The organism is Acinetobacter sp. MYb191 (assembly GCF_037572605.1).
Taxonomy (GTDB): Bacteria; Pseudomonadota; Gammaproteobacteria; order Pseudomonadales; family Moraxellaceae; genus Acinetobacter; species Acinetobacter johnsonii.
Genome location: NZ_JBBGZP010000013.1, coordinates 36,407 through 55,834, shown reverse-complemented (window position 1 = coordinate 55,834; position 19,428 = coordinate 36,407). Strand labels below are relative to the sequence as shown.

Below are 19,428 nucleotides of genomic sequence, written 5' to 3'. Positions count from 1 at the left end.
CTCAATTCACTAACAGAATTGGATTCTCTTAGGTTAAATGATTTTTAATTTTCTCTTTAACGGCTTCTGTAGAAATACCATAACGATCATGTAGTGTTGGCAGTGCACCTGCATCTAAAAATGCATCGGGTAACCCAATCATGTCAAAACGTGGATGTTGCCCATTTCTTAATAACAAGGTTCCAACTGCTTCACCTAAGCCCCCAACCACAGAATGATTTTCAGCAGTAAGTACAGGTCGACCTCCTTTTGCAACTTCAGCTAAAATCGTTTCTTCATCAAGAGGCTTAATGGTTGGGACATGTAAAACTGAAACCTCAATTCCCTCTTTTTCAAGTTCTTCAGCAGCCTCAAGCGCACGCATGGTCAGTAATCCAGTAGAGATAATCAAGAGATCTTTACCTGGCTTAATGACTTGGGCCTTACCTAATTTAAATTGGTAGTTATATTTATCCAGTACCAATGGAACTTGACCACGCAATAAGCGCATATAAACAGGACCTTGATGAGCAGCAACCTGTGGAATAGCCTGTTCAATTTCCAATGCATCACATGGATCAATGATCATTAGGTTTGGCATTCCACGGAAAATGGCAATATCTTCTGTTGCTTGGTGACTTGGTCCATATCCTGTAGTTAAACCAGGAAGGGCTGCTACAATTTTCACATTTAGATTATCTTCGGCAATCGCCATACAGATAAAATCGTAAGCTCGGCGTGAAGCAAAGACAGCATAAGTCGTGGCAAAAGGAACAAAGCCTTCTCGAGCTAATCCAGCAGCAGCACTCATTAGGAGTTGTTCTGCCATTCCCATTTGAAAGAACTTATCTGGATTTTGATTCGCGAAAATATGTAGATCTGTATATTTGGATAGATCTGCTGATAATCCAACAATATCATCACGCTCTTTCGCTAGCGCATTTAAAGCATGCCCAAATGGTGCAGACTTGGTTGGTTGCCCTTCTGCAGCAATCGAAGCAATCATGGCAGACGTTTTTAATTTTTTCTTAGGAGAGTTCGCTAATTGGCTCATGGATCTAGACTCCTTATTTGCCGTAATGGGTTAATATGTTTAAAGCTTCATCCCATTCGCGTTCATCCACGCGAATAAAATGTGTTTTTTCACGGCTTTCTAAAAATGAAACACCTTTACCCATTTTGGTATCGCAAATAATGACTCTTGGGCATGTTCCTTCGTGGCATTTCGCTTGATCGAAAGCGTCAAGTAAAGCTTCCATATTGTTGCCATCTACGCGTTGGGTATACCAACCAAAAGACTGCCAACGATCTACAATTGGTTCAAAAGCTAGAATTTCACTTGAATGCCCATCGGCTTGCTGATTATTCACATCAATAATTGCAATGAGATTATCTAACTTCCAATGTGAAGCCGACATGACGGCTTCCCATGTCGAGCCCTCATTGAGTTCACCATCTGATAGGAAGTTATAAACAAAAGACTCTGATTTCTTTTGCTTTAATCCGAGGCAAGCACCTACCGCAATGCCTAAACCGTGACCCAATGAACCACCTGTGATTTCCATACCAGGGGTATAAGTTGCCATGCCTGACATAGGTAAACGACTGTCATCAGAACCATACGTTTCTAGTTCTTCAATTGGAATAACTTTTGCTTCGATCAAAGCAGCATATAAAGCAATTGCATAATGACCTATTGAAAGATAAAAGCGATCTCTTCCTTCCCACTCAGGATTGTCAGGCTGATATTTCATTGCATGAAAATAAGAAACTGCAAGTAGATCAGCTGCACCTAAGGCCTGTCCAACATAACCTTGGCCCTGTACTTGTCCCATACGTAACGCATGTTGACGAATGTTATATGCACGTTGCTGGAGTTCAGCAATACGAGCTTCTTTATTAATATTTGACATGATTAGCTTCTCTTATTAACGATTAACCAGTTTTGCTGGAACGCGTAGTACTAGGCTTGCGCCAACAACTAAGACTGCTGTGATTAAGAACATACCTATGGCATTCGAACCTGTATTAGTGGTAATCCAGCCGATGAGAAACGGAGAACAAAATCCAGCGAGATTGGCAAAACTATTGATTCCAGCAATACCTGCGGCAGCTGAAACACCACCTAAAAAGTTGGTTGGCAACATCCAAAACAAAGAAGATGCGGTGAGTACACCTGATGCCGCAATACATAAACAAATCAGCGATAGGGTTAGATTCGAGGCAAACAATGTTGCGAAGGTCAGTGCAATTGCACCAGCACACATAGGAATAATTAAATGCCAGCGACGCTCTCTAAAGTGATCTCCGCTACGGCCTGCTAATAGCATTACAACTATGGCACACATATAAGGTAGGCTGGTCAACAAGCCAATATGCCAGTTATCACTAATACCCGAGTTACGAATTAATGTCGGCAACCAGAAAGTAATTGCATATTGTCCCATTACGACACAAAAGTAGATTCCAGCAAGTAACCACAAGCGTTTATCACTAATGAAGTCTTTAATACTGCTATGCCCTTCTTTCTGCTGATTATCTTGTGCGATTTCTTGCTGAACTAAATTCTTTTCAGCACTTGTTAACCAATGTGCATCTTGAACAGAATCTTTTAGAACTGCGAGGACTAATAAACCAACAACCACAGTAGGTATAGCTTCAAGCACAAACATCCATTGCCAACCATGCCATCCTTGCACATTGTTCATTTGATCCATGATTAAGCCAGACAGAGGTCCACCAATCATTCCTGAAATTGGGATCGCAATAAACCACAGCACAGTCATACGGGCCCGACGATAAGATGGGAACCAATATGTAAGATAAAGTAATAAACCTGGCGCTAATCCAGCTTCAGCAACACCGAGTAAGAAGCGTAAGGTATAGAATTGCCACTCTGTTTCAACAAATGCAAAACAGCCTGACAAAATACCCCATGTAATCATGATCCGAGCAATCCAACGTCGAGCACCAACTTTATGCAGCACAATATTGCTGGGTACTTCACATAAGAAATATCCTATAAAGAAAATACCTGCGCCAAGTCCATAAACAGCTTCACTGAACTGTAAATCACTCATCATTTGAAGTTTTGCAAAACCAACATTTACACGGTCTAGGTAAGCACAAAAATAACAAAGCATTAAAAATGGCATCAACCGAAATGCAATTTTTCGATATGCAGATTTACGAATAGCATCTGTATCAGATGAAAATACGGTATCCATCATGCGAGTCCCTTTACATTTGGCCACAATATCCTCTCATGGCCATGTCTCTATTTTAAATTTTCTAATACTAATACTGAGTTTTAGTGAATCAGCATTCCGCCATTTACATCTAAAGTTACACCTGTTAAATAGGCTGATAGATCACTGGCTAAGAATAATGCTGCATTTGCAACATCTTGAGCTTTACCTAAGCGACCAAGTGGAATACCTGCAAGAATGTCATGACGACGATCATCCTGCATTAGACCACCAGTAATATCTGTTTGAATCAGACCTGGTGTAAGTGAATTCACACGAATATTATCTGCACCAAATTCACGTGCCATCGCTTTACCTAATCCTAAAACCCCAGCTTTGGCAGCGCTGTAGTGTGGACCACCAAAAATACCACCACCTCGTTGTGCCGAAACGGATGATAAGCACACAATACTTCCTCCACCATTTTCTTTCATTGAGGGAATTACAGCCTGAGACATAATGAGTGTTCCACGCAGACTGACATCCAAAATACGGTCATAATCATTACGCTTGATATCTAATGTTTTTACAGGTTGGGTAATTCCTGCGTTATTGACCAAAATATCAATTTTACCGTAGTGTTGAAGGGCTTGTTCCACAGCAGCGTGTGCTTGTTCTTCATTAGCAACATTTGCTGCTAGACCTAAATGACCTTCGCCCAATGCTTTAGCCGCATGCTGGCTTTGCGCAAGATCTAGATCAACAATAATGACTTTGGCGCCTTGCTGTGCAAAGATTTCTGCTGTTGCACGACCAATACCACGTTCAGATGCTGCACCTGTGATTAACGCTACTTTTCCTTGTAGTAACATGTCTATTCCTCTTTTCTTCAACATATTTATTCATCGCTAGATTCTCTTTTTTCACAGTGAGCAGCAATAAGGTTAAACTCAACTAGGCATGAATAATATTCATGCCTATGATATTTTTAGTTGATATTCGAAAGAAAAATGGAATTTTAAATGAACAATAGTGAAAAAAATTACAATCAAGTGCCTGCAATAAAAACCTTACAAGCGTTTGAACAAACTGCTCGGTTAGGAAATGTGGCAAAAGCGGCAGAGGTTTTGAGCCTCACACCATCTGCTGTCAGTCATCAAATAGCAAAACTAGAAGAAATGATTGGTCAAAGCTTATTTATAAGGGGCGCACGCGGAGTGACCTTAACACCTTCTGGTGAACGTTATTATCAAGATGTAACGACTATCTTGCATAATTTGATGTTAGCGACTGAACAAGCATCAGATAAAAGCCCAAAAGATAGTTTATATATCCATTCTTCACCTAGCTTTGGACTTCTGTGGTTATTGCCAAGATTGGAATCATTTAAAGAACAATATCCTCTCATTCAGGTGAATTTATCTTGCTCTTATGAAAACCTTCATTTCACACGAGATAAAATTGATATTGATATTCGTCATGGTATTCCGAATTGGACAGGCGTCGAAATTAGAACGGTTCGAAGTGAAAAATTAGAAGTTCTTGCCTCCCCCAAATTACTTGAGCGCAGTCCTGTTTCTAAGCCTAAAGATTTACTAAAAAAAGAATTAATTTTATCAAAGTCCACACTCGTGACATGGCCCCAATGGTTTGCACATCAAGGGTTAAGCATTCCTGAATTTCCTTATACTTTTAGTTTTGATCGCTCATATATGTCACTTGAAGCTGCAACTCATGGGCTTGGATTTGTCCTAGAAAGCAATTTACTTACCCAAAATTATCTAGATTCAGGAAAACTTGTGAAAGTCTTTGCTGATGACTTATCCGTACCCATATCTGCACACCACTTAGTTTATCCACGTACCCATGAGAACATTCTCAAAGTGAATCATTTTTTAAACTGGATTGGTGACGAAATCATGAAAGATAAATAATGATCACTCAGAGCAAAGAGCATCCATTTAAACCAAACTCAGACCTATCCGCTGACAATCAAAGGTCTTTCTACGATGTCTTGCCAATCTTAAGTAATGATTTCTAGCATGGTTGTTTAAACGGGTTTTTACCGCTTGCAAAGCACGTTGAATCTGCTTGTCATCCAAACAGTTTACCGATATACCTTTCAAGTCATGCTCTTCAAATGAAACGGCTCCATAACCATTGGTTATATCCAACCATTGCTCACCGATTCTACGCGCATGATCCGTTAGAGTTACAGCTTGTGCCTGTCCAGCATAGACACAGAATAACTGAACATAGTAGCCCTGCTCTGGATCATGTTTAATCTGCCAAATCACCGAATGAATGGAACGAAACAGCTCAGTATCTCTGGAGCGAATTAACTTTAGAAAAGTACTTAAGTAAAGATCTAAATCATATAAGCGAATCACTGATAGCGCTTCAGGTTTAATGCCTAAATAAATTGGAAAGATGGTCAATTGATCCTGCTGCTGTATACATTCTGATAAGAAGCGTTCAGCCTTTTTCACCTGTTTCTTATACTCGTTCTGATCATATTGATAATCCGCTTCAATCAACCCAACTTGATCGTGTACATATTTTATAAAACCTTCCACCACATGATCAGGTAAGTCTTGAATAGAATCATAAAACCTAAAGGCATTCGCTTTAAAGATAATCTGCTCAAGATGTTTAAACACAATAATGGCAGCGATGTAATTATTCCCATCTACAAAAAATCGTCTAGATTTCTTAATCAAGGGAATGATCTGCTGTTTGAATTGTTCAACACTGATTTGATTGGCTAAGATTGCTTGAACAAAGTTTTCAATTTCACAAAATGTTTGTGATTCGTTGTAAGTCGTCATGGTAAAACACATCCTAAGCTATTTATTTCATAGACTTAGGAGTGCTGTAACTTTTTAATGGTGGATTGATCTAGAATCCACATCGCTGCAAGGTTTGTGCAATACCTCTACGCCAATGCACTTCAAATTGACCTGTACCAAAACTACGCATATACGGTATCTTAACTCGTAAGTGTTGTGCATATTTTTCAGGGTTGACCAGATACATAGCAGTATTCAAAGCATTACTGATTTCCATTGCAACATTGCACTGGATATGTCCTACACCTAATCGATTAAGTTCCTTAAACTTCTGCTTATGCTCCGTAGTATTACAATTAAAGTGCACGCCGATATTACCCGTAATACTGTTCCACATTTGCCAAACCTGATCAGCGAGATACCAGTCATTCTGACGTTTGGATGGATCATAAATTAGCAATAAGTGGCAATGATAGCCTTTATCTACCCCCTGCTCTAATGCCCATGCATAGCCCTGTAACCCCATGAAACATCCATCTTGATTGGCGATACGACTTCTTAAAATATTCATATGCTGTTGAACATCTTGAATACCTATATAGACCTGTTGTTCTTCGAGATAACCCAAATCGACACGTACAAATAACAGCTCAGAATAGTGTGTAATGAGTTTAGTCAGATACTGATATAGTGAATTTCGATTCTGCTGTTCTTGTTGGATAAAACGAGCATGCTCATTCCAATAATCATTTTGATATTGATAGAGTACACAGCATAGGGTTTGAACTTGCTGAGTATTAAAACTTAGGATGTGTAAAGCATGTTGCCCATTCAGAAAATGATCAATCCAATACTTACACTGAATAAAATATTGGATGGATTCAGCGTAGTGAAACTGTGCTGAATAGAAGTACTGAAAGGCTTCATATAATGTACTGAGTGACTGTTTGAACTGTTGTTCACTCATCTGTTCAAAACAAACGCTATAAACAAAGTCTTCAATCGCAATACAAAGATTAGATTCATTCCAAACCGGTGTAGTCAAATTCATGTTGTAATACTCATCATGTTAAGATTCATATCACAACCATGTCTGTAATCTTTTACTTGTTTACCCATATATATGAGTAAAGAATCAATCGATAATAAGATATTGATAGGTATATAATTAATATTAAATATAATAACTTTAATAACCCGCTAAGCTCCATCTACGACTTAACAGTGAATCGATTAGACCGACTGAGCTTAGAACACATGAATTAACCTAACAGAGTGAAGCTAAAGTTAATTTTTGGGGTTATTACCTTTTTCAACATTAGCAGTTGAACCCTTGATCAATACCTTCCTGATTGGGACTGCTGGTTTGGGTTGGAAAATCTCATTGTAGGCTAAATATTTGATGACTGTTTGTTTGAACAAATTTTGCTTTTTTCTGTCTCTAAGATCAAATACTACGAATTTTGAGTTAAATTCTCGTTGTGATGAAAATACAGCTATAGATTCCGTATCGCTATACACATTCTGAGGATCTTTTTTTGACTTACCCTCAAAATGAGTTGTTAAGAACTTATGCCAATAATCAATTATTGAAGTTGCAGTGCCATCGATATTCGTAAGCTTAGTTCGAGGAAAGAAAAACAAAACATCAGCAATACTTTTATTCTGGATATTAAAGCTCCAACATCCCAGATAACCTACACATTTTGATAGCGGTCGGGCTCTTTTACCAAAACGGATGAAACTTGTGAAAAGTTTAGAAAATTCTTCTTGTGAGATAGCCCCCCATGCTTTTACATCTAATCTAAATTGGATTCTATAGACCACCACATCTTGAACTAAAATAGCATTTAGATAATCGATAGCTGTCGCATAACGTCTAGCACAAGTTTTATATTGTGACTCAATTGCCGTTCTTTTATTCATCTCTAGATATTTGGAACTAATTCTGTTTTTTAGTCTTCCATGATGAACTGAATTTTCAATATATCTATCTCTTAAAGTAGCAATTGCCTTATTCAACTCAAAAATTTTGTTTAGATCCAGATTGAACTTATCGTCCATTTTGTTCTTTAGAAAGAAACTTTTTATGCCAAAATGATCTAAGTTGATATTAGGACTTAAAGCAGAATTTTGACTGTAATCTAAGAGTTGTTGTACTGCCTCAAATTCATCAATCAAACTGAAATATTGCTGGCAGCATGGAGTAATCGAACTTGCCCATTCATCTTCGGTTAATGAATTTGACTCACTAAACTGCCTAGGGAAATCAAAAAATCTGCCAAACGAAACCAATACATTTTCAATAAAAATTTCTAATCGCACACCGACTTCAGCTAATCCTTTAAAGTTATTGTCAATGCAGGCATATTCTTCATACATCAACTGTGCTATCTCAATCCGTTCAACAGCAGCTGTTGGTAAGTTGTGATATTGCCAAATTTTTTCTGGATTTTTGCCTTCAATTCGTTTTTTCCACTGCTCAATATTGCGCTGATATGCTAGCAACGGGTCATAATATACAAATTCATCAAGCCTTAAAAAGTCCCCATTAAGGAGGAATAAATCTCCTCTATTATTTCGGTAATCCAGCTTTATGATGTGGTCGATATACGCATAGTAACCCAAAATCCAATACTTAAACTGGTGTATAAGCTCTGTTTGGTGATTTGAAATTTTTGTAAAATCGTGCTTGGTAATTTGCTTTGACAGGTTTAGCCAATTGGTTATAGCGACGCCTGAATCAAACTTGTCTCGACTGATATTATCGGTGAGCTTTTCAATCACTTTTTTCGAGCTAAGCTTTTTTTTACCCTTAAAAAATAAAATACAATGCAAATTCAAGCCATACTGATGATCACTTTCCCACTTAAAAAATCCATTCAAAAAATCAGGAAACCGATTTAAGTACATCTGAATTTTGGTTATGTAGTCTAAATTAATTCGGATAAATTCATGTTCTGGACTGTTAAATGAATTTTTTAGATTTATATCCAAACACAGAACATTCACTTCCAAATTTTGTGAAATAAGAAAATCAAACTCCGTGCATATTTTATTATGCTCAGAATAATTCGTCCTTTTGTCATTATGCAAATTCCAAAGAATACTGTTCTGATTATCCTTAATCCATTCTTTTAAAACTTCTATTTGGCTCGAGGGGAATGTTGTATCACCCCATCCACGGAAAAGTTTTTGCACATTTGGGGATAAATGTGCATAGGGATCATTCTCGTCCAAGTGTAAAAAATACTCAGTTGCATTCTGTATATTTCTAACACGTTCCATCAGTTCAGTAGAGGTCGTCCATTGTCTAAACTTATATCCACAGTCGGGTAAAATAGTTGTGTTAGATATCAACTTACTAAAATACAAATATGTATCTTGATCAAACTCATGCCCCCCATTACTCGTCTTTAAAAACTTCTCAAGTACAGGATTTCTGTGGCTATTAACGTCCTCAAAAAAGTTGGTCAAGTTTTCCAGCACATCAACAGACTCTTTAAAAAAAGTGTTCCTTCCATGTTCTCCAGATGACAACGACGCATATGAGTGTGGAACTCTCAACCTTAACAACTCAAAAAGTTTTTCATTTTCCATAAAAATAAAACAATATATCCATCAATCTATTGAATTTATTATATATAAAATTAAAATTCAATTTTTAAAATACCTATTAATCACATTTTTTTAACATAAAAATTATATCATCTAAAATTATTAATCAGCAAAGTTTTAAGTAAGATTCCAGAGTTCATAGTTTTCAACAACTAATCCTAGAAGTTTAATCGACAGTCTACCCCTTCAATTTTCTCAAACATTAAGCGCTCGCATAACCAAAATATCTAAGACTGTTTCACCACCTCATGAGTTTAATTCCGTAGTACTTTTTTCCATCTGACATTCAAACGAATCTATTCAATCAGCAAACATCATCTGAAAATTAAACTTTACATTTGCTCGAAAAATAAACCGATGCTAAATAGAGAAATATGTTGGAAAATAAGCTTTGAAAAGCAGATAACTGAATAAATTCACAGAACGAAGGTGAAATAATTTGGGGTCAACATGAGATTGTTAAGATTTCGACACCCTTATCAAACGGGTAACTTTCTCTTTTTCAAAAACTATGTCTGTTCAAATCTGAACTAATATAGAGTATTAAATAATCATGGCCTTCAGACCATCATCCCCAAAAGTGAGTCGTAAAATTTTAGATTGATATAGAATTTTGAAAACTCTCTTTTTCGACTAAAGTTTATCTTTGTACTTGTGTATTAATTTTTAGTCCCATTAAGCTGATTCATTAAAGGACTAAAATACGTCTTAGATGAAGCTAATAAAAACTACCATTAGAGGAAAGTGTCGTTTCCTCAAACTCCTCTCAGTTATTACATCCAACTCATCACTTGCTCCCCGTACCATTCCATAATTTTCACTCGCTCATCCCAATATTGTGCTCGGTTGTATGCAGAGCGAATACGGTTCTGTGGTACATGAGCCAACTGACGTTCGATGGCATCTGGATTAAACAGATTTGACTCATTTACGACTGTACTGAATAGCGATCTAAAACCATGTGTTGTCATTCGACCTGCATAGCCTGAACGCTTAATGACTGCCAAAATAGATTCACTACGCATCGGTTCTTTATTATTTAAACGATGTGGAAATAGCAGTTCCTGATTATGGGTAAGTCTTAAAGCTTTCAGTTCCTCAACCATCATGTCCGTCAACGGCACACGATGCGGAAGACGATTCTTCATACGTTCTTCAGGAATATCCCACTTACGCCCTTCCATATCGAATTCCCCCCAACGTGCTTGTAGTAACTCACTGACCCGAACACCAGTAAGCATAATTAAAATGATGGCATGATGTGTCTGAGCATCACTTGGATAAGCTCTGACTTTTCTTAGAAATTCGGGCATATCTGAAGCAGGTAATGATGCTAAATTTTTCACACGCTTATTTTTTAGAGCATAGACCAAATCACCTGCAGGATTATCGTAGCGATAGCCGTGTGCAATAGCGTACTTCATGACCATGCCACAGCGGGATAAAGTCCGTTTTGCCACTTCAAGTGAGCCTCTCGCCTCAATCTTTTTTATTATCTGCAAAATTTCAGGTGCTTGAATCTGATTAATACGCTTATTTTCTAATGAAAGATACAATTCATCTAGAGATGCTCTGACATTGCTAATATGCTTCGGGGACCACGTTTCTTTCTGATTCTCAAACCAATCTTCAGCTACTTCTTTAAAGAAAGGCTTTATGTCCTCATGAAGTACTGATTTTGAATGTTTATACTTAAGTTCATAAGCCATTTCTCTAGCTTTTTTCAAACTAAGTTCTGGGTATGGTCCTAGTGACTCAGATTGACGCTGTCCATGAACTGTATAGCGGACATTCCAATACCTCTGACCTTTAGTCGTAATAATCAGCGATAAACCATGTGAATCTGATAGACGATATTGCTTGTCTTTCGGTTGAGCTTTTCTACATTCTGCATCTGTGAGTGACATATCTTTAACCAGAATTTGTTGTGTTAATTTCTGGGTAAATTTTGCCAATTTTTACCCACACAAAGCAAAAATAGGGTCAAATCGCTTAGGACAGTATCGGACAATAGAGCCAACAAAAAAGCCCTTAAACATTGAGTTTAAAGGCTTTTTTAAATTCCGATGGATTACTTCGGAAAGAATTTTGGTGGAGGTGGCGGGAGTTGAACCCGCGTCCGCCAGCACTACGCTCGAGAATACTACATGCTTAGATATCGTCTACTGTTTTAACTCTTTGTGACCCGACGAACAGGGTACAAATCGCGATCCTCTTAATTTAGTACAAAACCCCGAGGCTTGGTTTTATACGGACTTGTGTGCGTGCGCTTCAGTCGGACTCTCTAACCACAAGTATTCGGAGAGGCGGACAAGCTGCCCTTAGGCAGCTAGAGCGTATGATTCGTCGTTTGCGACTAAAAAATGCAAATTTGATTTACGAGAGAAAATGCGCTCTCGACATGCATCTATGAGTTTCATCACCAGCGTCGAAGCCAGAAACACCCCCAAAGTAGCGGCAATCATAGCATAGTTGCTAGAAAATATGATCTATTTTCTAAACAAACACACATATTGATGCGCTTAATTACATAATTGCGCTAATATTTTGCTTTTCAAGTCCAACAATAAAATAATTTATGAGCTACTTACTTGCACTCGACCAAGGAACCACTTCGAGTCGTGCCATTATTTTCAATGAACAAGGTCAAGTTCAGGCAACGGCGCAACGCGAAACACGTATACATACCCCCCAATCAGGCTGGGTAGAACAAGATGCCCAAGAGATTTGGAGCTCACAAATTGCCGTTGTACAGCAGGCTCTGGCCTCTGCTCGTATTTTAGCCAAGGACATCAAAGCCATTGGTCTTACTAACCAAAGAGAAACGACTGTCGTATGGGATAAACGTACAGGGCAACCACTTGCGCCAGCCATTATCTGGCAAGACCGTCGCGCATTTGAATGGTGCAATCAGCTCCTACAGCAAAATCTAAAAGATAAGATTCAATCCAAAACTGGACTCCGAATTGACCCTTACTTTAGTGCAGGAAAATTGGTCTGGCTACTTGAGCATGTCAATGGTCTACGCACACTGGCTGAACAGGGGCATGTGGCCTTTGGCACGATTGATAGTTGGCTGATTTGGAATCTCACCCAAGGCGCTCAACATGTCATCGAAGTCAGCAATGCTTCTCGCACTATGCTCATGAACTTAAGTACGCAGCAATGGGATGAAGAACTGTTAGATTTATTTAATATTCCACCTGCATTACTGCCGAAAATCATCAACTCAGATACCTATGTAGCCGACACCGCGGCAGGCTTACTCGGTGCCAATATTCCGATTACAGGCATATTAGGTGACCAACAGTCTGCACTGTTTGGACAGTCCTGTTTTGACATTGGGACTGCTAAAAACACCTATGGCACAGGTTGTTTTATGCTGTTCAATACAGGCGAGACCGTTCAATATAGTAAAAACAAACTGCTTTCGACGCTGGGTTGGAAAACGCAACATCACACCACTTATGCCCTAGAAGGCAGTGTATTTATGGCAGGTGCGATTGTTCAGTGGCTACGGGATAATTTAGGCATTATTCAAAAAAGTAGCGATGTTGAAAAATTAGCTTGTACAGTTAAAGATACCGATGGCGTCATGCTGGTTCCGGCATTTACTGGACTCGGTGCGCCACATTGGGACAGTGAAGCGCGTGCCCTATTATGTGGAATGTCTCGCGGCACCAATAAGGCCCATATCGCCCGTGCAGCCTTAGAGTCCATTGCCTTTCAAGTCTCTGATGTACTGACCGCCATGCAAGCCGATATTCAGCAGCCGCTGAAAGAGCTCCGCGTCGATGGTGGTGCCAGCCAAAATGACATGCTTATGCAATTTCAAGCCGATATTTTAAATGTGCCTGTACTACGCCCTAAGATGCAGGAGTCGACTGCATGGGGTGCGGCGGCCATGGCAGGCTTAAGGTGTGGCGTATTTTCAAGTTTGGATGAAATTGCACAGTCTTGGCAGCTTGAACGTGCTTTTGAACCAAAAATGAGTCCTGATCAACGTGAATTTCACTTACAACAATGGCAATCCGCTTTAAGACGAGCAAAGTCAGAACTTTGATTATTTAACGCTATTGTTTTGAGATATTCAAAACATCATAAAACTGCATAACATGTAGAATAAAAAACCGCTTCAAGAAAGCGGTTTTTTATTACCCTAATGCGCATGTCCGCCACCGCCTGCCCCTATTTTAGGTTTAGGACAGAGCCAAATAATGGATGCTGCAAATAGGAACACCAAGGCCAAGATCAGGAAAATATAGTTTGCCGACAAGGTCAACGCTTCTTTATCCACCAAACTAGAAATATAGCCTAATGCACCTTCCGCGCTCATTCCCTGCTGCATCAGCACCGACTGAGTTTGCTCTGTATGCAAACTGCCGACCATTTCACTACGTGCAACTTTGGTGTGGTCATCCCAAATAGTGACCGCAATAGATGCGCCTATCGCCCCTGCCATGGTTCTTAAGAAGTTCATTAAACCTGCGGCAGATGCCATTTCATGTGGTAGTACCGATGATAGCGCCATATTAGATAATGGAATAAAGAAAAATGGCACAGCAAAGCCCTGCAAGATTTGCGGCAATGCCAATGCAAAAAAGTCTGCATCTGTGGTCCAGAACGAGCGCATCAAGGTCACCCCGCCCAAGATGCTCAAACCAAAACTGGCCAGTGCACGTTGGTCATATTTGGTTGCCAATTTCGCCACAATGGGTGACATGGCTAAACTACCAAAACCCATGGTTGCGGTTAAATAACCGGCCCAAGTTGCGGTATAGCCCAAATTGATCTGTAACCATTGCGGAATCAGTACAATACTGCCAAAAAATGCGCCAAAGCCAAAGGCCAGTGCCAAGACAGAAATCGTGAAACTACGGTATCTAAAGATTTGGATATTCACCACTGGATGCCGTTCTGTCAGCTCCCAAATGGTAAAAATCACCAAACCAATCACAGCCGTTAAAGCCAGCACCACGATCGCAGGGCTATTAAACCAATCGCGTTCATGCCCCAGATCGAGCATGAGCTGTAATGCTCCAATCCATAAAATCAGGAGGATCAATCCACCGCGATCAATTTTGAGTTTGGCCGTTGCGGTTTCCGCAGGTTTAAGCAGACGCATCGCTGCAAAAGCACATGCGATCCCAACAGGAATATTAATAAAGAAAATCCAATGCCAAGACATGTTGTCACTGATGGTTCCCCCTAAAATCGGACCAAGAATCGGGCCAACCACCGTCGTCATTGCCCACATGCCCATGGCTTGGGATTGCTTTTCTGGAGGGAAAATCCGCATCAGTAACATCTGACTGAGCGGCATGATCGGGCCACCAAATAAACCTTGTCCAATGCGGCAGAAAACCAGCATTTCTAAACTGGTCGATAAACCACACAGTACCGAAAATATGGTGAAGCCAATCAGACTTAAGGTAAAAACCCTCACTCCACCAAAACGACCTGCGAGCCAGCCTGTTAAAGGAACACATATCGCTTCAGCCACAGCATAAGAGGTAATCACCCATGTTCCTTGCGAACTCGATACGGCAAGACTTCCCGTAATATGAGGCACCGAAACATTGGCAATGGTCATGTCCAGCACGACCATAAAATTGGCCAAAGCGAGGACGAAAGCCGCCAACATCAGGCGACCACCCTTTAAGTCACCATAGGGAACGTAGCTATTCATGTGCAACTACTTCGATTTCAGATCGATTTGAGCTTCCATCGACAAACCAACACGTAACGGATGTTCAGCCAACTCTTTCGGGTCGAGTTGAATACGTACAGGCAAACGCTGTACCACTTTAATCCAGTTACCTGTGGCATTTTGTGCAGGAATCAGCGCGAAGGCAGAACCTGTTCCACCAGAGAAGCCCAGGACCGTGCCATGGAACTCAACCGAGTCACCATAGAGGTCTGAGGTTAAAACCGCTTTTTGACCTGGGCGTACATTTTCAAGCTGGCTTTCTTTAAAGTTAGCGTCGACATATAACTGTGAAATTGGCACCACCACCATGAGTACCGAACCCGGTGCCACACGCTGTCCAACTTGAATTTTTCGGCTCGTCACCACCCCATCAAATGGTGTTTTAATTTCAGTACGTTCTAAATCAAGTAAAGCTTGTTTCAGTTTTGCTTGAGCAACCAAAACATCGGGAGTCGAATTTTCATTGCTGCCTTGAATTAAAGCTTCATTTGCAGCCAAATTGCTTTGCGCAGCTTTCTGACTGGATTTAGCCTGCGCCCAACCCGCTTGCGCCAAGTTATAGCCCGCTTGTGCATTATTTAAAGCAGCTTGTGCCGTGCTTAATTCTTCTTTAGAAATCGCGCCTGTCGCACTCAACTGCTGACGACGGTTCAAATCATCTTGCGCTTTATCCAACTCCGCTTTGGCTTTAGCCACTTGCGCTTCAGCACTATGAATGGCGTCATCGCTAACAAAGACTTGCGAATTTAAAGAGCTGCTGTTGGCCGCACTTTGTTTATACTGGCGCTGTGCTTTAAGTAATTCGGCCTGAGCTTGGGCTACAGCAATTTCAGCATCACGATGATCGACCAAAACCAGCACATCGCCTTGCTTTACCGTTTGCGTGTCACTGACCAAAACTTTTTCAACTTGGCCAGTCACCATAGAGGTAATCGAGGCCGTTTCCGCACCCACATAGGCATTATCCGTTGAAACCGAATGATTAAAGAACAGTTTCCAAATCAAGAATAAAATGGCAGCAATGATCAGGATCACAGCCACGAAACCTAAGCTTTTCTTACGTTTGGCTTTCAGTGCTTGATCATTGATTTGATCGGTTGGATCAGTATCTGGCAGTGTATTTGAGGCATCTGTCATTGATTTTTCCTAAATCTAACAGACTTGGTCAGCCGGCATCATCCCGACAAAAGGGACATCAGACAAATATTGCCTGCATTGGTGTCGATGAGAAAGTCACAATAAAATTTGATGCATTCTAAAAGCAAATAATCACATTTTGAGAAAATAAATTGTAACCGCTCAGTCTATTTTAGTTTTCAGCATCCAACTTCCTATTAGATGCTGTAAATTTCACTTGAATATTAAATACTTAATTAATTTAAAACTAATAAGCATAAGAAGCAATCGCTGTTGCAATCGATTTGCCTTCATCATTGACCATGGTCATGCGCATCGTGCAGCCTTTACGCCCCAATCTTAGGGTTTCAGCACGGGCAATAAAGTATTTTCCACGTCCTGGCGCAAGATAATCAACTCGCATATCGACTGTAGCTAAACGGGATACCTTTTTAATGGTGTCCGCAATCGTGTCAGGTTCCGCTTTTTTATACAGCTCCCCCATCGCTACAATACCACCAATACTGTCCAAAACCGTTGCAGCCACGCCCCCGTGTAAAATTTGGAACGCAACATTGCCAATTAAGTAATCTTGCATATCGATATAGGCTTCAATTTGCCCATCAACGACTCGCATAGTCATGGTATTGTGCTTAAAAAATGGTGACGCATTAAAAGCCTTAACCAACTGCTCAAAAACTACATCTATATCCACTTTTGCTCCTAAGTGTATGCTGCCCGTCCAGCTTTTTTCACCACTACTCATAACAATCTGCTTCACTCTTAAAACAATAAAAACCCGTCAATATGTGCCCAAAGCCATAAGATAGGTCTACAATACTGACCTAGTTTAATACCGATTATCGAGATTTGTATGACCTATACGTTCAATCGTCCCGCCTTCCCCGCTACTCGCATGCGCCGTATTCGTAAAAATGAACATCTGCGCTCTATGGTTCGCGAGACCCATTTAACGACAGATCATCTTATCTATCCAGTATTTGTACTGCCGGGACAAAACCAAACGCAAGACATTCCCAGTATGCCGAAGGTGCAACGCCTATCTGCGGACTTACTCTTAAAAAAAGCAGAACGTTTACTTGAACTTGGCGTATCGAAACTGGCGCTATTTCCAGTTACTCCCCAAGAAGATAAAAGCTTAAGTGCCGAAGCAGCATGGCGTGAAGATGGTGTGGTTCAAAACACGCTACGTCTGCTCAAAAAAGAATTACCTGAAATGGTGCTGATTACCGATGGCGCACTTGACCCGTATACTACGCATGGTCAAGACGGCATCATTGATGACACAGGTTATGTACTCAATGACGAAACCGTTGAAGCACTGATCAAACAAGGGTTAAGCCACGCTGAAGCTGGAGCAGATGTCTTTGCGCCAAGTGACATGATGGATGGTCGTATCGGTGCGATTCGTCAAGCCTTTGAAGCCAATGGTCATATCTACACTTCAATCATGGCCTATTCAGCAAAATACGCGTCGAGCTTCTATGGCCCTTTCCGTGATGCGGTCGGTTCATCCAGCAACCTTAAAGGTGGCAACAAATACAACTATCAAATGGATGTCGGCAACCGCGCAGAAGCATTACATGAAATTGCCCTTGATATTCAAGAAGGGGCTGACATGGTGATTGTGAAACCGGGTATGCCGTATTTGGACATTGTCCGCGAAGTCAAAGACAACTTCGGCGTGCCAACTTTCGTTTACCAAGTCAGTGGCGAATATGCCATGCTCGCAGCGGCCATCCAAAACGGCTGGCTATCAGACAGCGTGATTATTGAATCGCTGATGAGCTGCCGCCGCGCGGGTGCAGATGGTATCTGGACCTATTTTGCAGAAGAAGCTGCACTAAAACTAAAAGATATGAAATAACAGCCTGTTTAGAAGGATCGAGTTGCAATGCATATTGCCATCATTGGCGCAGGAATCAGTGGCTTACTGACAGCGCTTGAGCTGATTGAACACGGTTGCTCGGTTGAGATTTTTGACCAACAGCAAGCGGGACAAGCGGCTTCATGGGCAGGTGGAGGGATTCTCTCCCCGATGTACCCATGGCGCTATCCACAAAGCGTCAATGACCTCGCCAAATATGGCAAAAGCATGTATCAAGCATGGAATGAAAAAATTAGCCCCGTTTCGGGGATTGATTTTGAAATCCATGAAACAGGTATGCTGATTTTTGATGAAGCTGATTTTGAGATTGGCCTAAATTATAAAGATCAACACCAAGAACCGATGCAACATTGTGAACTTTTACAACGCGAGCAACTTGAACAGGTCAATCCGCGCATTTCCTCGCGCTTTCAACAAGCCATCCATTTTCCACAATTGGCCAATGTCCGTAATCCGCGACTGCTCAAGTCAATTGTGGAATACCTCAAACGGCAGCCACAAGTCACCTTTCATGAGCAAGCGTGGGTACATACCTTTGACATAGTCAATCAGCAAGTTCAAGGGATAAAAACTGCTGATGGTCAGAGCTATTCAGCGGATCATGTGGTAATTGCAACAGGCGCATGGTCACAGCACTGGTCCGAACAACTCCAATGCAGCATTCCAGTGAACCCCGTACAAGGGCAAATGTTACTGTTTAAAACCCCTGAAAACTGGCTACCAACCATGTGTATGAATCAGGTTATGTATCTGATTCCACGTTTGGATGGTCATATCGTTTGTGGTTCAAGCATGGCGGATGTCGGTTTTGACCAACGCCCTTCTCTACAAACCCAGCAAAATATTTATAAAGCCTGTTTGGATATGGTGCCTGAGCTGGCCGATTTCCCAATTGTGAAGCATTGGGCAGGTCTACGCCCAAGTTCACCCACGGGTGTTCCTTATATCGGAGCACTCCCCGAAATAGCCAATCTCTGGGCAAACTTCGGTCACTATATAAATGGTCTATGTATGGGGCCTGCATCTGCACGACTGCTACGCGAATTGATGTTGGAGCAAAGCTTAACGGTTGACGCCAGCGCCTATAGCCCTGAGCGTTTGGTAAGCTTTGCTTGATCA

General features: G+C 40.7%; 15 protein-coding genes and 1 other RNA gene. 4 read left to right on the top strand and 12 right to left on the bottom strand.

The features are described from left to right. Window positions 1-28 precede the first annotated feature (28 nt). The 4 genes from WH214_RS07165 to WH214_RS07150 all read right to left on the bottom strand — a co-directional run bounded on the left by WH214_RS07165 (window position 29) and on the right by WH214_RS07150 (window position 4,039). Complete coding sequence (locus WH214_RS07165; RefSeq protein ID WP_279044978.1) at window positions 29-1,033, bottom strand: transketolase family protein; 1,005 nt, start codon at window positions 1,031-1,033, stop codon at window positions 29-31. Between the two features lie 13 nt (window positions 1,034-1,046). Continuing rightward, the gene (locus WH214_RS07160; protein ID WP_279044979.1) at window positions 1,047-1,892 is read right to left on the bottom strand and encodes a transketolase; all 846 of its coding nucleotides are present in this window, start codon (window positions 1,890-1,892) and stop codon (window positions 1,047-1,049) included. A 15-nt stretch (window positions 1,893-1,907) separates the two neighbouring features. Next, entirely contained in the window at window positions 1,908-3,206 is a 1,299-nt protein-coding gene (locus WH214_RS07155; RefSeq protein WP_215904343.1) for an MFS transporter, read from the bottom strand. An 83-nt stretch (window positions 3,207-3,289) separates the two neighbouring features. Next, complete coding sequence (locus tag WH214_RS07150; protein WP_286407162.1) at window positions 3,290-4,039, bottom strand: SDR family NAD(P)-dependent oxidoreductase; 750 nt, start codon at window positions 4,037-4,039, stop codon at window positions 3,290-3,292. 180 nt (window positions 4,040-4,219) lie between these two features. Here WH214_RS07150 and WH214_RS07145 point away from each other — a divergent pair, with 180 nt between their 5' ends. Beyond that, the gene (locus tag WH214_RS07145) at window positions 4,220-5,101 is read left to right on the top strand and encodes a LysR substrate-binding domain-containing protein (RefSeq protein WP_286407184.1); all 882 of its coding nucleotides are present in this window, start codon (window positions 4,220-4,222) and stop codon (window positions 5,099-5,101) included. A 27-nt stretch (window positions 5,102-5,128) separates the two neighbouring features. Here the strand turns inward: WH214_RS07145 and WH214_RS07140 are convergent, their stop codons facing one another. The 5 genes from WH214_RS07140 to ssrA all read right to left on the bottom strand — a co-directional run bounded on the left by WH214_RS07140 (window position 5,129) and on the right by ssrA (window position 12,022). Beyond that, window positions 5,129-5,995: a hypothetical protein gene (locus WH214_RS07140; protein ID WP_339421608.1), complete on the bottom strand. Its 867-nt coding sequence runs from the start codon at window positions 5,993-5,995 to the stop codon at window positions 5,129-5,131. A 70-nt stretch (window positions 5,996-6,065) separates the two neighbouring features. Beyond that, entirely contained in the window at window positions 6,066-7,007 is a 942-nt protein-coding gene (locus WH214_RS07135; protein ID WP_339421609.1) for a YagK/YfjJ domain-containing protein, read from the bottom strand. Window positions 7,008-7,243: 236 nt separating this feature from the next. Next, entirely contained in the window at window positions 7,244-9,556 is a 2,313-nt protein-coding gene (locus WH214_RS07130) for a hypothetical protein (RefSeq protein ID WP_339421610.1), read from the bottom strand. Between the two features lie 791 nt (window positions 9,557-10,347). Then, window positions 10,348-11,481 carry a tyrosine-type recombinase/integrase gene (locus WH214_RS07125; RefSeq protein WP_339421611.1) on the bottom strand — a complete coding sequence of 378 codons (1,134 nt, stop codon included), beginning with the start codon at window positions 11,479-11,481 and terminating at the stop codon, window positions 10,348-10,350. A gap of 182 nt (window positions 11,482-11,663) precedes the next feature. Continuing rightward, window positions 11,664-12,022: a transfer-messenger RNA gene (ssrA, locus tag WH214_RS07120) on the bottom strand. 130 nt (window positions 12,023-12,152) lie between these two features. On the opposite strand from ssrA, the gene glpK reads away from it, so the two are divergent. Then, a complete protein-coding gene (gene glpK, locus WH214_RS07115; protein WP_339421612.1) occupies window positions 12,153-13,637 on the top strand; it encodes a glycerol kinase GlpK in 1,485 nt (494 codons plus the stop codon). A 96-nt stretch (window positions 13,638-13,733) separates the two neighbouring features. On the opposite strand, the gene WH214_RS07110 is transcribed toward glpK, so the two are convergent. The 3 genes from WH214_RS07110 to WH214_RS07100 form a co-directional block, all read right to left on the bottom strand. After that, window positions 13,734-15,263 (bottom strand): DHA2 family efflux MFS transporter permease subunit, encoded by a 1,530-nt coding sequence (locus WH214_RS07110; RefSeq protein WP_339421613.1) that lies wholly within the window; start codon window positions 15,261-15,263, stop codon window positions 13,734-13,736. A 6-nt stretch (window positions 15,264-15,269) separates the two neighbouring features. Then, window positions 15,270-16,421, bottom strand: a complete 1,152-nt coding sequence (locus WH214_RS07105; RefSeq protein ID WP_339421614.1) for an HlyD family secretion protein — start codon at window positions 16,419-16,421, stop codon at window positions 15,270-15,272. A 247-nt stretch (window positions 16,422-16,668) separates the two neighbouring features. Next, complete coding sequence (locus WH214_RS07100; RefSeq protein ID WP_004694841.1) at window positions 16,669-17,166, bottom strand: thioesterase family protein; 498 nt, start codon at window positions 17,164-17,166, stop codon at window positions 16,669-16,671. A 108-nt stretch (window positions 17,167-17,274) separates the two neighbouring features. On the opposite strand from WH214_RS07100, the gene hemB reads away from it, so the two are divergent. Continuing rightward, window positions 17,275-18,288, top strand: a complete 1,014-nt coding sequence (gene hemB / locus WH214_RS07095) for a porphobilinogen synthase (RefSeq protein WP_125281232.1) — start codon at window positions 17,275-17,277, stop codon at window positions 18,286-18,288. Window positions 18,289-18,315: 27 nt separating this feature from the next. Further along, complete coding sequence (thiO, locus tag WH214_RS07090; protein WP_339993107.1) at window positions 18,316-19,425, top strand: glycine oxidase ThiO; 1,110 nt, start codon at window positions 18,316-18,318, stop codon at window positions 19,423-19,425. Window positions 19,426-19,428: the final 3 nt, after the last annotated feature.

What these genes read in the sequence shown, in the direction of transcription:
- WH214_RS07110 (WP_339421613.1), bottom strand. Translation starts at nt 15,263, where the DNA reads ATGAATAGCTACGTTCCCTATGGTGACTTAAAGGGTGGTCGCCTGATG.
- WH214_RS07130 (WP_339421610.1), bottom strand. Translation starts at nt 9,556, where the DNA reads ATGGAAAATGAAAAACTTTTTGAGTTGTTAAGGTTGAGAGTTCCACAC.
- WH214_RS07140 (WP_339421608.1), bottom strand. Translation starts at nt 5,995, where the DNA reads ATGACGACTTACAACGAATCACAAACATTTTGTGAAATTGAAAACTTT.
- WH214_RS07160 (WP_279044979.1), bottom strand. Translation starts at nt 1,892, where the DNA reads ATGTCAAATATTAATAAAGAAGCTCGTATTGCTGAACTCCAGCAACGT.
- glpK (WP_339421612.1), top strand. Translation starts at nt 12,153, where the DNA reads ATGAGCTACTTACTTGCACTCGACCAAGGAACCACTTCGAGTCGTGCC.
- WH214_RS07165 (WP_279044978.1), bottom strand. Translation starts at nt 1,033, where the DNA reads ATGAGCCAATTAGCGAACTCTCCTAAGAAAAAATTAAAAACGTCTGCC.
- WH214_RS07105 (WP_339421614.1), bottom strand. Translation starts at nt 16,421, where the DNA reads ATGACAGATGCCTCAAATACACTGCCAGATACTGATCCAACCGATCAA.
- WH214_RS07100 (WP_004694841.1), bottom strand. Translation starts at nt 17,166, where the DNA reads ATGAGTAGTGGTGAAAAAAGCTGGACGGGCAGCATACACTTAGGAGCA.
- WH214_RS07135 (WP_339421609.1), bottom strand. Translation starts at nt 7,007, where the DNA reads ATGAATTTGACTACACCGGTTTGGAATGAATCTAATCTTTGTATTGCG.
- hemB (WP_125281232.1), top strand. Translation starts at nt 17,275, where the DNA reads ATGACCTATACGTTCAATCGTCCCGCCTTCCCCGCTACTCGCATGCGC.
- WH214_RS07125 (WP_339421611.1), bottom strand. Translation starts at nt 11,481, where the DNA reads ATGTCACTCACAGATGCAGAATGTAGAAAAGCTCAACCGAAAGACAAG.
- WH214_RS07155 (WP_215904343.1), bottom strand. Translation starts at nt 3,206, where the DNA reads ATGGATACCGTATTTTCATCTGATACAGATGCTATTCGTAAATCTGCA.
- WH214_RS07150 (WP_286407162.1), bottom strand. Translation starts at nt 4,039, where the DNA reads ATGTTACTACAAGGAAAAGTAGCGTTAATCACAGGTGCAGCATCTGAA.
- thiO (WP_339993107.1), top strand. Translation starts at nt 18,316, where the DNA reads ATGCATATTGCCATCATTGGCGCAGGAATCAGTGGCTTACTGACAGCG.